A 12,768-nucleotide genomic window follows, 5' to 3' on the forward strand; every position below is an offset into this window, starting at 1 on the left:
ATTGCCAATTTTGCACTGACGATCATGCATTTTGCACGCAGCTGGCATGGTGGATTTTTTCGCTATGTTCGTTTTAGTGCGCCTTGGTCTTTCGGATCAGGAAGCCATCGCGGCGTCGATCAGCGCCTTGGCTTCCGCCCCTTCCCAATCCATCGCGCCGATGACGCGCACCATTTCCTTGCCCTGCGCATCATAGAGGACGGTGGTGGGCAACAGGCCGGTGGCGTAGTCGAAACCGAACTGGTTGTCGGGGTCTGCCCAACCCTTCAAATGCGGCAGGTCATGCTTGGCGAAAAAGGGTTTTACTGCCTTTTCACCCTGATTGTCCTGCGAGATGGTGAGGACGGCCAGCCCCTTGGGACCATAGGTGGCCGCGATCCGGTCAAGCGTGGGCATTTCCGCAACGCACGGCGTACACCAGGTCGCCCACAGATTGACCAGCATCGGCCGCCCGGCAAAATCCTGCAGCGTCGCCTCGCCGCCATCGGGGTTCTGGAAGGCGAAGGTCGGCGCGGCCGTCCCCGCCTTGCTGCGATCGAGCCGATAGTTGAACGCTTCGCTGTCCGTTGTCGCATTTCCCGATGCCGGAACCTCGCCGCTCATGCTTGCATTGGCTTGCCCAGCGGGCGGCGATTGCCTATCGCAAGCCGCCAGACCGGCAGCCAGGAGCAGTATCATTAGCGCGCGCGAAACAGGTTCCAAGGGAGAAGGCTCCAACAGCATGTGGGGTGGCCGGTTTGCGGCCGGCCCCGCGTCGATCATGCGCGAGATAAATGCCTCCATCCCGTTCGACAAGCGTTTGTGGCAACAAGATATCGCCGGGTCAAAGGCGCATGTCGCGATGCTGGCCCAGCAGGGCATCGTCGATGGCGAGGATGCGCAGGCGATTACCGAGGGGCTGAACCGGATCGCGGCGGAATATGCAGCCGATGGCGTGCCGGTCGATCTCGACCTCGAAGATATTCATATGGTCACGGAATCGCGGCTGGCGCAGCTGATCGGGCCGACCGCCGGACGGCTGCATACCGCGCGCAGCCGCAACGATCAGGTTGCGACCGATTTTCGCCTGTGGGTGCGCGATGCGATCGACGAAGTGGCGGCGGGCCTGCTTGGCCTGCAACGCGCGCTGTTGGCGCGGGCGGAGGAGCATGCCGATGCGGTGATGCCGGGCTTCACTCATTTGCAGTCGGCGCAACCGGTGACGCTCGGCCATCATCTGATGGCCTATTATGAAATGGTCCGTCGCGACCGCAGCCGCTTTGCCGATGCGCGGGCGCGCGCCGACGAATGTCCGCTGGGTGCGGCGGCGCTCGCTGGCACCGGCTTCCCCATCGATCGCCAGGCGACGGCGGAGGCGCTGGGCTTTGCCCGGCCAACCGATAACAGCCTGGACAGCGTATCCGACCGTGACTTCGCGCTCGATTATCTGATGGCGGCAACGCAGGCGTCGCTGCATCTGTCGCGGCTGGCGGAGGAATTCATCATCTGGGCGAGCCAGCCCTTCGGCTTTGTGAAGCTGCCCGACGCCTATTCGACCGGCAGTTCGATCATGCCGCAGAAGCGCAATCCCGATGCCGCCGAACTGGTGCGCGGCCATGCCGGGCGGATCATGGGCTGCATGACCGCGCTGTGCGTGACGATGAAGGGCCTGCCGCTCGCTTATTCCAAGGATATGCAGGACGACAAGCCGCCGGTGTTCGAGGCGCACGACCTGCTCGGCCTGTTGATCGCGGCGATGACCGGCATGATCGAGACGGTGACCTTCCGCACCGACCGGATGCGCGGCCTCGCCGAAAGCGGCTTCGCCACCGCGACGGACTTGGCCGACTGGCTGGTGCGCGAAGGCGGCATTCCCTTCCGCGAGGCGCATCATATCACCGGGCGCGCCGTGGCGGCGGCGGAGGCGGCAGGCGTGCCGCTTGATCAACTGCCGATCGCGACGCTCAAGGATATCGACGCGCGGATCGACGATCGCGTCTATGCGGTGCTGACCGTCGATGCCTCCGTGGCGAGCCGGACGAGCCATGGCGGCACGGCCCCGGCGCAGGTTCGGGCGCGGATCGCCCAGGCGAAGAAGGAACTGGACTCATGAGGACGCGCACGCTCGCCGGGTTGGCTGTGGCCACATTGGTGCTGGCGGGCTGCGGCGGACGGCCTGCGCTCAAGCCGCTCAAGGACCAGAAACTGCCCGCCGTACCCGTGGGCGCGGCGACCGCCCCCACCGGCGGCGAACTGATGGCACCGTCCATCCAGGCGCGGCCCGAACGCAACGTCGAATTGCTGACCCAATCGCGCCAGCGGAGCGACGACCCGTTCGACCTGCCGCCCGAAAAGCAGCCGCAATAAGCCTGTAAGGACTGGAAATTGGACCATTTCGACTATGTGGACGGCACCATGCGGGTGGAGCAGGTGCCGATGGCGGTGATCGCCGATGCGGTCGGCACGCCGGTCTATGTCTATTCGACTGCCACGCTGGAACGCCATGTCGGCGTGTTCCGCGAAGGGCTGGCCGCGCTCGACAATCCGCTGATCGCCTTTGCGGTCAAGGCCAATCCCAATGCCGCCGTCCTGGCGACGCTGGCGAAGCTGGGTCTGGGCGCGGACGTGGTGTCCGGCGGCGAACTGCTGCGCGCGGTGGCGGCGGGCATCCCGGCCGACCGCATCGTCTTTTCTGGCGTCGGCAAGACCGCAGACGAAATGCGGCTGGCGCTTGACCATGGCATTTTCCAGTTCAATCTGGAGAGCGAACCGGAAGCCGAGATGCTGTCGCAAGTCGCGCTGTCGATGGGCAAGCGCGCGCCGGTCGCCTATCGCATTAATCCCGATGTCGATGCGGGCACCCATGCCAAGATCTCGACCGGCAAGTCGGAAAACAAATTCGGCATCCCCTATGACCGCGCGCTGGAGAGCTATGCCGCCGCCCGCGATCTGCCGGGGCTGGATGTGCAGGGTGTCGCCGTCCATATCGGTAGCCAGCTGACCGATCTCGCCCCGCTGGAGGCCGCCTTTACCAAGGTCGGCGCACTCATCACGGCGCTGCGCGAAGCGGGCCATGACATTCGCACCGCTGACCTGGGTGGTGGCCTGGGCGTCCCCTACGACCCGTCGCAGCCGCTGCCGCCCAGCCCCGCCGATTATGGCGCGATGGTGTGCCGCGTGACGCAGGGCTGGCCCGTGCGGCTGATGTTCGAGCCTGGCCGCGTGATCGTGGGCAATGCGGGCGCGTTGCTGTCGCGCGTGGTGCGGGTGAAGCAGGGGGCCAAGGCACCCTTCGTCATTGTGGATGCGGCCATGAACGACCTGTTGCGGCCCAGCCTTTATGACGCCTGGCATGATATTCGCGCGGTCGCGCCATCGGGCAAGCAGGCAGCCGCCAATGTCGTCGGACCCGTATGCGAGACGGGCGACACCTTCGCCATGGGACGCGATATGGACGTGGTGGAAGCGGGCGATCTGGTCGCCTTCATGACCGCAGGCGCTTATGGCGCGACGATGGCGGGCACCTACAACAGCCGCCCGCTCACGCCTGAAGTGCTGGTGTCGGGCGACCGCTGGGCCGTGGTCCGCGCGCGTCCGCCGATCGAGACGTTGATCGAGGGCGATTCGATCCCCGACTGGCTGGCAGATTGATGCACAGCCTGCCCGTGTTCTTGCGCCTGACGGGCAGGCCCGTGATCCTGACCGGCGAAGGCGAGGCGGCGGACGCCAAGCGCCGCCTGCTGGAACGGGCAGGCGCGCGGATCGTGGGCGAAGAAGATGGCGATGCGCGGATCGCGATCGTGTCCGATGGCGATGCGGTGACGGCCCAGCGCCTGCGCGTACGCGGCGTGCTGGTCAATGCGACCGACAATCCCGACCTGTGCGACTTCACGCTGCCCGCGATCGTCGATCGCGATCCCGTACTGATCGCGATCGGGACGGGCGGCGCGTCGGCGGGATTGGCGAAGGCGTTGCGGCAAAGGCTGGAGACGCTGTTGCCTGCGGGCCTTGGCGCATTGGCGAGGGGATTGTCAGCGGCGCGGGGCGCGATCCGCGCGCGTTGGCCCGATGGGGGCGATCGACGCCGGGCGATCGATGCCGGGCTGGCGGCGGGCGGCATGATCGATCCCTTGCGCGCGGGTGCGGCCGATGCCGTGCCGCGCTGGATCAAAGGGCAGGGCGATGCGGATGCGACGCGGCTGGAGCCGATCCGGCTGACATCCAACGATCCTGACGATCTGACCTTGCGGGTGGCGCGGCTGTTGGGGGAGGCCGACCGGGTCTATCACCAGCCAAGGGTCGCGGCCGTGATCCTCGACCGGGCGCGGGCCGATGCGGTGCGGATCGCGGTGGACGCGCCCCCTGCTGAGCCGGGTGTGGGCCTGTCGCTGTGGCTGGCCCTGGGCTGATGCCTAGCCCTGCTGGGCGGTGACCCGTTCGAGCTCGTCGTGCAAGGCCTGGATCGAGGAGACGAGCCGAGCACGATCGATCTGTAATTCGCGCAGCGTTTCGCGGGTTTCGCCCAATTCCACGGCACGGCGCGCGATGCGGGCGTCGAGTTCGGCATTGTGGCGCGAGAGCGCGCCCATCTGTTCGGCACGCTGGCACAGATGGCGCAGTCGCGCGTCGAATATGTCGAAGTCGAACGGTTTGACGACATAGTCGTCCGCGCCCGCGTCCAGCGCTTCGACAGTCGCCTGGCTGTCGAGCCGCCCGGCGATCATGACGAAACAGGCGGAGGCGGCGAGATTGGCGGCGCGGATCTGCTTCATGGTCGCGACGGCGGGCAGCATCGTCAGCCCCATGTCGATCAGGATGATATCGGCCCTATGCGTTACGAGCAGGCTGAGCGCGCTGAATCCCGTGTCGGCGAGGGCGACGTCATAATTGAGGTGCGACAGGCGACGGGCGATGACAGCGCGCGCGGTCGGATTTTCGTCGATCAGCAGCACGCGCAGGCGGCGCTGGGCGCGCGCGCGACCCTCCGCATCGGGTGCATCGAACTGCGAGGCTTCGTTCCGTTTGAAAAATGGCATCGTCTGTCCTTCCGCCCGTCATGGAAGGATAGGAACGCACCGCAAAGAAATGGTTAACGGTTCGCGCTGTTCGGTTCGGGCGCATAGCCGCGCAGGAACAGGTCGACGGCCAGATCGACATCGGCCTGCATCTGCGCTGACGAGGGTTCCGTAATCTGACCGATCATCAACTGCTGATGGCTGCCAGCCATGGTCAGGGCCATCAGGACGCGCGCCGCGTCGGCGGGGTCATCCCGCCGCAACTGGCCCCGGTCCATTGCGCCGCTTATATAGTCGGCGAGCAGGGCGCGGGTGTGACGGGGCGCAAGTTCGAAGAATATCCGGCTGAGTTCGGGAAATCGACCACTTTCGGCATAGATCAGCCGATGCAGGGCGATCGCTTCGGTCGAGCAGACCTTGTCGAGCAGGCTGCGACAGGCGCGCAGCAAAGTGGGTTCCAGCACGCCGCACGGGTCGAGGATTTGCGACAGTTGCGCGCGATAGGCGGTAGCGACGCGATCGAGGACCGCCGAAAATAAGTCTTCCTTTGAAGGGAAGTGATTCCACAAAGTGCCCTTGGACCCGCCCAGCGCCGCGGCGATGCCCGACATGGTCGTCCCGGCATAGCCATGTTCCAGGAAATAGGCCTTGGCCACGGTCAATATGGCATCGCGCCGATCCAGTCGACGTGCTTCCCTTCGGCTAGTGGGGGGGATGGTGGAAGCGCCTGTCATGAAACCGTACCATAGAGTATGATAAAGATCTTGACAAGCGGGAGCCGCGACGCCAGATGCATTTTTCATACTAGATGGTACGGTTTTTATGTCGGTGAGTCGCCTTTCCCCGCCCGTTCGTCCGCTGGTCCTGGCGACGATGATGTCGTTGCTGGCGGGGTGCGCGGCGGTCCCTGACCTTGGCACCAAGCCCGAAATTCGCGCGGCGGACACGATCGCCGCGCAGCAGAGCCTCGCCGCACCGCAGGCGGCATGGCCCGCTACGGACTGGTGGCGCGCCTATGGCGATCCGCAACTCACCGCGCTGATCGAGGAAGGGTTGCGCAACGCGCCCGACATGGCGATCGCCGCCGCGCGTTTCCGCCAGGCGCAGGCGCTGGCGCAACAGTCCGGCGCGGCATTGCTGCCTTCCGCCAATCTCGATGCCAGCGCGGCCGCCACCAAGCAAAGCTATAATATGGGCATGCCCAAGGAGTTCGTGCCGCAGGGCTGGCTCGGCACCGGACGGCTGGCGCTGGACCTGGGGCTTGATCTCGACCTGTGGGGCAAGAACCGCGCGGCACTGGCGGCGGCTACGTCGCAGGCGCGTGCGGCAGAACTCGACGCGCAGCAGGCGCAACTGGCGCTGACCACGGGCATTGCCGACGCCTATGCCGACCTTGCCCGGCTTTATGATGAGGCGGACATTCAGCAGCGCACGCTCGCCATCCGCATGGCCAGCCAGAAGCTGGTTGCGGATCGGCGGCAAAATGGGCTGGAAACGCGCGGCAGCGTGCGGCAGGCCGACGCCACGGTCGCGTCCGCGCGCGCGCAACTGGCCGGTGCGCGCATGGCGATCGCACTGCGCCAGCATCAGATCGCGGCGCTGATCGGCGCGGGGCCGGATCGCGGCGCGGCGATTACCCGGCCCACGCCCGGCGCACTGGCACCGCTTGGGCTTCCCGCCGACGTCACCACCAATCTGATCGCGCGCCGTCCCGACATCGCGGCGGCCCTCGCCCGTACCGAGGCGGCGGCCAAGCGGATCAAGGTCGCGCGCGCCGATTTCTTCCCCGCCGTGCGGCTGAGCGCGCTGATCGGTTTGCAGTCGCTGGGCTATAACACGGTCTTCGCCAATGGCGGCGCGATCGGATCGGCCCAGCCGTTCACGAACAATCTGTTCCAGAAAGACTCGATCTTCGGCAATGCCGGGCCAGCGATCAGCCTGCCGATCTTCCACGGTGGCGCGCTGCAAGGCCAGTATCGCGGTGCGCGCGCGACCTATGACGAAGCGGTTGCAAGCTATGACAAGGCCGTACTGACAGCCTATCAGGAGGTGGCGGACGCCGTCACCAGCCGCCGCACGCTGGACGCGCGTCTGGTCGATGCCCGTGCGGCCGTGGCCGCGTCGCAGGACGCCTATGGCATCGCCAAGAAACGCTATGATGGCGGCCTGTCCACCTATCTGGATGTGCTGAATGTCGAGGATCAACTCCTCGCCGCGCAGCGTACCGTTTCCGGGCTGGAGGCAAGCGCCTTTTCGCTCGATATTGCCCTGATCCGCGCGCTGGGTGGTGGTTTCGCCCCTGACGCCGCCCTGTCCAAGGACGCACCCCATGGCTGACGCCACTCCCGAACTTCCCGCCCCGACCGATGAAACCCAGGCCGATCGCAGCAGTGCGCGCAAGACCTGGCTGACCCGGCTGGCGCTTGCGGTGATCGTCGCTGGCCTCCTCTGGACGGCCTGGTATGTCCTAGTTGGCCGCAACCATGTCAGCACCGATAATGCCTATGTGAATGCCGAGATGGCGCAGGTAACGCCGCTGATTTCCGCGCAGGCGATCGAGGTGCTGGTCAGCGATACGCAGGCGGTCAAGCGTGGCGACATATTGGTGAAGCTCGATCCCACCAACGCCCGCATCGCCATCGCGCAGGCACAGGCGGACCTGGCCGAAGCACAGCGCCGCTTCCGTCAGACGTCGGCCACCAGCGGCGCGCTCTCGGCGCAGGTCGATGCGCGCGGCGCGGATATCATCCAGGCGCGGGCGCAACTCGCCAGCGCGCAGGCCGATGTCGAAAAGGCGCGGGTCGATCTGCAACGGCGTGAAGCGCTGGTCGGCGACGGGGCGGTATCGGGCGACGAAGTGACGAGTGCGCGCACGGCCTTTGCCGCCGCCCGCGCCGCGCTTGATGTCGCGCGCGCCAGCGTGACCACGGCGCAAGCGACGCGCAGCGCGGCAAGCGGGCAACTCGCCGCCAATGATGCACTGGTGCGCGGATCGCAGGTCGATACCGACCCTGCAGTGATGGCGGCGCAGGCAAAGCTCGACGCGGCAAAGCTCGACCTGGAGCGCACCGTCATCCGCGCGCCGATCGACGGCGTCGTGACCAAGCGCCAGGTGCAGGTCGGCCAGCGCGTCGCGCAGGGCAGCCCGATCATGACGATCGTCCCGCTCGCCCAGGTCTATGTCGACGCCAATTTCAAGGAACGGCAGCTGGGCAAGGTGAAGGTCGGCATGCCCGCCAAGGTGACCGCTGATATTTATGGCGGCGACGTCGTCTATCATGGCAAGGTTGTCGGCTTTTCCGGCGGCACCGGCGCGTCGCTCTCGCTGATCCCGGCGCAGAATGCGACCGGCAACTGGATCAAGGTGGTGCAGCGGCTGCCTGTCCGCATTGCGCTCGACCCCAAGGAATTGGCGGCGCACCCGCTGCGCGTGGGCCTCTCCACGGAGGTCGAGATCGACCTTTCCGGTCACTGAAGGGTCGACAGGTGAGCGACGAGGACAGCATCTTTTCCCGGCTGACGCCGCGCCAGCGCACGCTCGCCGGGCTGGTGCTGGCGCTCAGCAATTTCATGGTCGTGCTCGACCTGACCATCGCCAACGTTTCGGTGCCGCACATAGCGGGCAATCTGGGCATCACGCCCGATCAGGGGACGTGGATCATCACCTCCTATGCGGTGGCGGAGGCCATCTGCGTGCCCTTGACCGGCTGGCTCGCCCAGCGGTTCGGGGTGGTGAAGATGTTCATCTCGGCGATGATCGGCTTCGGCATCTTCTCGGTGCTGTGCGGCCTGTCCATGTCGCTCACCATGCTGGTGGCGTGCCGCATTGGCCAGGGGCTATGTGGCGGCCCCATCATGCCGATGTCGCAGACGCTGTTGCTGCGCATCTTTCCGCCCGATCAACGCGCGCGGGCGATGGGCCTATGGGCGATGACCACGCTGCTCGGCCCGGCAATGGGGCCGATCATCGGCGGCTATATCAGCGACAATTGGAGCTGGCACTGGATCTTCTTCATCAACGTGCCGATCGCGATCCTGTGCGTGGTGGCGGCGATGGCGCTGCTGCGGCCGGTGGAAACGGAAACCGCGCGCGTGCCGATCGATCGCATGGGCCTGTTCCTGCTGGTCTTCTGGATCGGTTGCCTGCAAATCATGCTCGACATCGGCCGCGACCATGACTGGTTCGGCGATCCGCTGATCGTCATCCTGGCGATCCTGGCCGTGATCGGCTTTGCCGCCTTCATCATCTGGGAATTGACCGAGGAGCATCCGATCGTCGATCTGCGGATATTCCGCCACATCGGCTTCACATCGGGCGTTTTCTCGCTGGCGCTGGGCTTTGGCGCCTATTTCGCGGGCATCGTTGTCATTCCGCAATGGCTGCAAACGTCGATGGGCTATACCGCCACCGACGCCGGCATATTGACCGCCATGACGGCGGTGGCGGCCCTGATGGCCGCGCCGATCGCCGCGCGCATGACGGGGCGGGTCGATCCGCGCATCATGATTTCGGGCGCGCTATTTTGGCTGGGGCTGATGACCCTGTGGCGGGCGCATTGGACCAGCTCGATCGATTTCTGGTCGATGGCCGCGCCGCAATTCGTCCAGGGCTTCGCCATGCCTTTCTTCATGATCCCGCTGACGACCCTGACGCTAGGGTCGGTGCGGCCCGACGAGACGGCATCGGCGGCAGGGTTGCAGAATTTCCTGCGAACCATGGCGCTGGCGATCGCGACGTCGCTGGTGCTGACCGGCTGGGGCAATGGCCAGCGCGTCTCACGCAGCGAGATGGCGGGCACGTTGCAACCGGCCGATACGCAGGCGCAACTGAGCGGCATGGGCATGTCCTTCGAGCAAGCGCGGCAGGTCATCTCCAATCTGGTCGATCAGGAGGCGTTGGCGATCGCGGTGGATCATGTCTTCTTCCTGTCGGCGCTTGTGCTGTTCCTCGCGACGGCGATCGTCTGGCTCGCACCCAAGCCGACCGGGCCGGTGGATACGTCCGCCGCGCACTAAAGCGGCAGGGCGATCCGCCGAGTGATGCCGATCGCGTCCAGAAAAGCCGCATCATGGCTGACCACCAGCAGCGCGCCGTCATAGGCGTTCAACCCCTGTTCGATCGCGGCGATCGAATCGAGGTCGAGATGATTGGTCGGCTCGTCGAGCAACAAGAGCGGCGGCGGCGCGGCCCCGCCGAGTACGCAGGCCAGCCCCGCACGCAATCGCTGCCCGCCGCTTAGCGTCCCTACCTGTTGCAGCGCCAGGTCGGCGCGAAACCGGAAGCGGGCCAGCGCGGCATGGACCGCATTGCGGGTCGTGCCGGGGTGCAGCCGGGCGAAATTGTCGGCGATACTGCGTGCCGGATAGAGCAGCGCAACGTCCTGATCGAGCAGCGCGCAATCGACAGGGCGGTGAACCCGGCCCGCCATGGGTGGTAGGTCACCCGCGATCAAGCGCAGCAGCGTCGATTTGCCCGATCCGTTAGCCCCGGTGATCGCCACCCGTTCCGGGCCGCTGATCGTCAGGCTGATGTCGCGCAGGACCGGGCAGTCCGGCGCATGGCCCGCCGTCACCGCGTCGAGCGTCAGGATGATGCGACCCGCCGCGACGTTGGCGGAGGGCAGGGCGATGCGGATCGGCTCCAATATCTCGATCCGCGCGCGCGCCGCGTCGATCGCCTGCCGCGCTTCGCCTTGTTGCTGCCCGGCGCGGCGCACGGCATCGCCGCCCGATTGTTCGGCCTGCTGCTTGCGCTGGCCAAGCAGGATGCGGGGCATGCCGCCCTTGGCCGCGTCGCGCTTACCTGCGCCATCGCGCCGCTGCTTGCGCTCGGTCAATTGCTGGGTCTTGCGCGACAGGGCCGCCGCCTGCTTTTCGGCATGGTCGAGATCATGATGCGCGGCGGCCAGTTCGAGCGCCTTGCGCGCCGCATAAGCGGACCAGTTGCCGCCATAGCGGGCGATACCCAGCGTGGTGAGTTCGGCGATGGCGTCCATCGTCTCCAGCAGCGCGCGATCATGGCTGACGACGATCGCGCCGCCGCGCCAGCGCGCGAGCAGCGTGATGACGGCCTCGCGACCCTCGGCATCCAGATGGTTGGTCGGCTCGTCCAGCAGCAGGAAATCGGGCCGGGTAAAGAGCGCGGCGGCGAGCGCGGCACGGGTGCGCTGGCCCCCTGACAGGGTCGTAAGCAGCGTTGCCGGATCAGCGCTCAGCGCCACGTCCGCCAGCGCATCGGCAATGCGCGCGGGCAGCGTCCAGTCGCAGGCATCTAGTTCATCGAGCGTCGCGCTGCCCACCTCCGCCCGGTCGATCACCGCCAAAGCCTCGCGCGCGTCGAACAGGTCGGCAATGGTCGCGCCCGGCGCTGGTTCAAGATTTTGGCGCAGCACGGCGATGCGTCCGTCGATCGTGACATGCCCGTGCGTCGGGGTGCGCTCCCCGGCGATCAGCGCAAGCAGGCTGGATTTGCCGACGCCATTGCGACCGATCAGGCCGATGCGTTCGGATGCAAAGCGGAAATCGAGCCCGGCCAGAACGGCAGTACCGTCGGGCGCGGACCATCCAAGGGTCGAAAGGATAATGGCAGGCATGGACACAGGCTTTCCTGAAGGCAGAGCGGGTGGGCTAAGCGGTCAGGGCGATGTCCATGGCGGGTTCCTTTTAAGATGATTGGGCAATGTAGAGGCTAAGGCATCGGTTGGCAAGATAGGCGGCGGCACGCCATCCCTCCACATCATGAAAGCTAGGGATATTTACGCATAGGTCGGTGTCCGCCGTCGCGTCATGCAGCGGACATGGACATGCAATTTGACGTGGCGCAAAATGGCGCTCTTTCGCTGATGACGCGCCCTTGTGCGCCCCAGTCCTGCGACCAGTGCGGGGTGCGCGATCGGGCGATTTGTGCTGATCTGTCAGAAACGGATCGCGACGCGCTCAGCCGGATCGGCCGGCGGGTGACGTTGCATGCCGGGCAGACGGTGATGTGGGAGGGGGACGACAGCATGGTTGTCGCCAATGTCATCGAAGGGACGCTCAAACTGGCGACATCGACCGGCGATGGGCGCGAGCAGATCGTCGGCGTGGTCTATGCATCCGATTTTATCGGCCGCCCCTTTGGCGCGCGCACGCCCCATAGCGTCACCGCGCTGACCGATGCGCGGCTGTGCCTGTTTCCGCGTGGGCGCTTCGATGGCTTCGCGCGCGACCATGGCGACCTTCAGCATCGGTTGCTCCAGCGCACGCTCGACGATCTCGACCGGACCCGCGCCTGGATGCTGCTGCTCGGCCGCAAGACGGCGCGGGAGAAGGTCGCGACCTTCCTGCTCGACATGGCGCGGCGGTTGCAGGTCGACCCGACAGGGACGATCGAACTACCGCTCTCACGCCAGCAGATTGCCGATATTTTGGGGACGACGATCGAAACCGTGTCGCGGCAGATGAGCGACTTCAAGCGGCGCGGGATCATCGCGCTGGTCGGGCGACGCGGCGTGCGGCTGGTCGATAGCGCGGCGCTGGAGGCATTGGCGGAAGGGGTTTGAGGTTAAGATTTGGCGGGCTTCGTAGTATTTCGCCGCCCGCCCCCACCCCAACCCTTCAAACGAGTCACGTGCCTCGTTTGAACCTGAAGGGGAGGGGCTTTAAGTGTCGCGCCCGTCGCGTCAGGCTACATCCCCCCCTCTCTACGCACTATCCCGTAAAGACCCGCGCCCGGCGGTTTGACAGAGGTCAATGCATGGGGGCGGCCTGTCGAACAGAGGGACCGCCGAGCCTT

The 12,768-nt window shown here is 66.1% G+C and carries 12 protein-coding genes; 8 read left to right on the plus strand and 4 right to left on the minus strand.

From position 1 onward, the window contains the following. Nucleotides 1-96: 96 nt before the first annotated feature. Entirely contained in the window at nt 97-678 is a 582-nt protein-coding gene (locus OVY48_RS13805) for a TlpA disulfide reductase family protein (protein ID WP_313923235.1), read from the minus strand. Between the two features lie 43 nt (nt 679-721). Between OVY48_RS13805 and argH the strand changes: the two genes are divergently transcribed. From argH to OVY48_RS13825, 4 genes are read left to right on the plus strand one after another with little or no spacing between them, the layout of a single operon-like run. After that, complete coding sequence (argH, locus tag OVY48_RS13810; protein ID WP_313923236.1) at nt 722-2,092, plus strand: argininosuccinate lyase; 1,371 nt, start codon at nt 722-724, stop codon at nt 2,090-2,092. After that, nucleotides 2,089-2,346, plus strand: a complete 258-nt coding sequence (locus OVY48_RS13815) for a hypothetical protein (protein ID WP_313923237.1) — start codon at nt 2,089-2,091, stop codon at nt 2,344-2,346. The genes argH and OVY48_RS13815 overlap by 4 nt, the downstream gene beginning before the upstream one ends. 18 nt (nt 2,347-2,364) lie before the next feature. Beyond that, a complete protein-coding gene (gene lysA / locus OVY48_RS13820) occupies nt 2,365-3,630 on the plus strand; it encodes a diaminopimelate decarboxylase (RefSeq protein ID WP_096061182.1) in 1,266 nt (421 codons plus the stop codon). Continuing rightward, complete coding sequence (locus OVY48_RS13825; RefSeq protein WP_313923238.1) at nt 3,630-4,388, plus strand: siroheme synthase; 759 nt, start codon at nt 3,630-3,632, stop codon at nt 4,386-4,388. The genes lysA and OVY48_RS13825 overlap by 1 nt, the downstream gene beginning before the upstream one ends. Nucleotides 4,389-4,391: 3 nt before the next feature. On the opposite strand, the gene OVY48_RS13830 is transcribed toward OVY48_RS13825, so the two are convergent. Together OVY48_RS13830 and OVY48_RS13835 are read right to left on the minus strand one after the other, a co-directional pair. Next, nucleotides 4,392-5,015, minus strand: a complete 624-nt coding sequence (locus tag OVY48_RS13830; protein WP_313923239.1) for a response regulator — start codon at nt 5,013-5,015, stop codon at nt 4,392-4,394. 53 nt (nt 5,016-5,068) lie between these two features. Then, nucleotides 5,069-5,728, minus strand: coding sequence for a TetR/AcrR family transcriptional regulator (locus OVY48_RS13835; RefSeq protein ID WP_313923240.1), 660 nt, complete (start codon nt 5,726-5,728; stop codon nt 5,069-5,071). An 88-nt stretch (nt 5,729-5,816) separates the two neighbouring features. Here OVY48_RS13835 and OVY48_RS13840 point away from each other — a divergent pair, with 88 nt between their 5' ends. From OVY48_RS13840 to OVY48_RS13850, 3 genes are read left to right on the plus strand one after another with little or no spacing between them, the layout of a single operon-like run. Then, nucleotides 5,817-7,331, plus strand: coding sequence for an efflux transporter outer membrane subunit (locus OVY48_RS13840; RefSeq protein WP_313923241.1), 1,515 nt, complete (start codon nt 5,817-5,819; stop codon nt 7,329-7,331). Further along, nucleotides 7,324-8,469 carry an EmrA/EmrK family multidrug efflux transporter periplasmic adaptor subunit gene (locus OVY48_RS13845; protein WP_313923242.1) on the plus strand — a complete coding sequence of 382 codons (1,146 nt, stop codon included), beginning with the start codon at nt 7,324-7,326 and terminating at the stop codon, nt 8,467-8,469. Before OVY48_RS13840 ends, OVY48_RS13845 begins: the two co-directional genes overlap by 8 nt. An 11-nt stretch (nt 8,470-8,480) precedes the next feature. Continuing rightward, the gene (locus tag OVY48_RS13850) at nt 8,481-10,010 is read left to right on the plus strand and encodes a DHA2 family efflux MFS transporter permease subunit (RefSeq protein WP_313923243.1); all 1,530 of its coding nucleotides are present in this window, start codon (nt 8,481-8,483) and stop codon (nt 10,008-10,010) included. On the opposite strand, the gene OVY48_RS13855 is transcribed toward OVY48_RS13850, so the two are convergent. Beyond that, nucleotides 10,007-11,587, minus strand: coding sequence for an ABC-F family ATP-binding cassette domain-containing protein (locus OVY48_RS13855; RefSeq protein WP_313923244.1), 1,581 nt, complete (start codon nt 11,585-11,587; stop codon nt 10,007-10,009). The genes OVY48_RS13850 and OVY48_RS13855 overlap by 4 nt on opposite strands. A gap of 204 nt (nt 11,588-11,791) precedes the next feature. Between OVY48_RS13855 and OVY48_RS13860 the strand changes: the two genes are divergently transcribed. Continuing rightward, nucleotides 11,792-12,535 carry a Crp/Fnr family transcriptional regulator gene (locus OVY48_RS13860; RefSeq protein ID WP_313923245.1) on the plus strand — a complete coding sequence of 248 codons (744 nt, stop codon included), beginning with the start codon at nt 11,792-11,794 and terminating at the stop codon, nt 12,533-12,535. Nucleotides 12,536-12,768 lie beyond the last annotated feature (233 nt).

The sequence above is a fragment of the Sphingobium sp. SA2 genome, assembly GCF_032227065.1.
Classification (GTDB): domain Bacteria; phylum Pseudomonadota; class Alphaproteobacteria; order Sphingomonadales; family Sphingomonadaceae; genus Sphingobium.

Bases quoted from the DNA above. Each gene is read 5' to 3' on its own strand.
- OVY48_RS13805 (WP_313923235.1), bottom strand. From the start codon at position 678: ATGATACTGCTCCTGGCTGCCGGTCTGGCGGCTTGCGATAGGCAATCG.
- argH (WP_313923236.1), top strand. From the start codon at position 722: ATGTGGGGTGGCCGGTTTGCGGCCGGCCCCGCGTCGATCATGCGCGAG.
- OVY48_RS13815 (WP_313923237.1), top strand. From the start codon at position 2,089: ATGAGGACGCGCACGCTCGCCGGGTTGGCTGTGGCCACATTGGTGCTG.
- OVY48_RS13825 (WP_313923238.1), top strand. From the start codon at position 3,630: ATGCACAGCCTGCCCGTGTTCTTGCGCCTGACGGGCAGGCCCGTGATC.
- OVY48_RS13830 (WP_313923239.1), bottom strand. From the start codon at position 5,015: ATGCCATTTTTCAAACGGAACGAAGCCTCGCAGTTCGATGCACCCGAT.
- OVY48_RS13835 (WP_313923240.1), bottom strand. From the start codon at position 5,728: ATGACAGGCGCTTCCACCATCCCCCCCACTAGCCGAAGGGAAGCACGT.
- OVY48_RS13840 (WP_313923241.1), top strand. From the start codon at position 5,817: ATGTCGGTGAGTCGCCTTTCCCCGCCCGTTCGTCCGCTGGTCCTGGCG.
- OVY48_RS13845 (WP_313923242.1), top strand. From the start codon at position 7,324: ATGGCTGACGCCACTCCCGAACTTCCCGCCCCGACCGATGAAACCCAG.
- OVY48_RS13855 (WP_313923244.1), bottom strand. From the start codon at position 11,587: ATGCCTGCCATTATCCTTTCGACCCTTGGATGGTCCGCGCCCGACGGT.
- OVY48_RS13860 (WP_313923245.1), top strand. From the start codon at position 11,792: ATGGACATGCAATTTGACGTGGCGCAAAATGGCGCTCTTTCGCTGATG.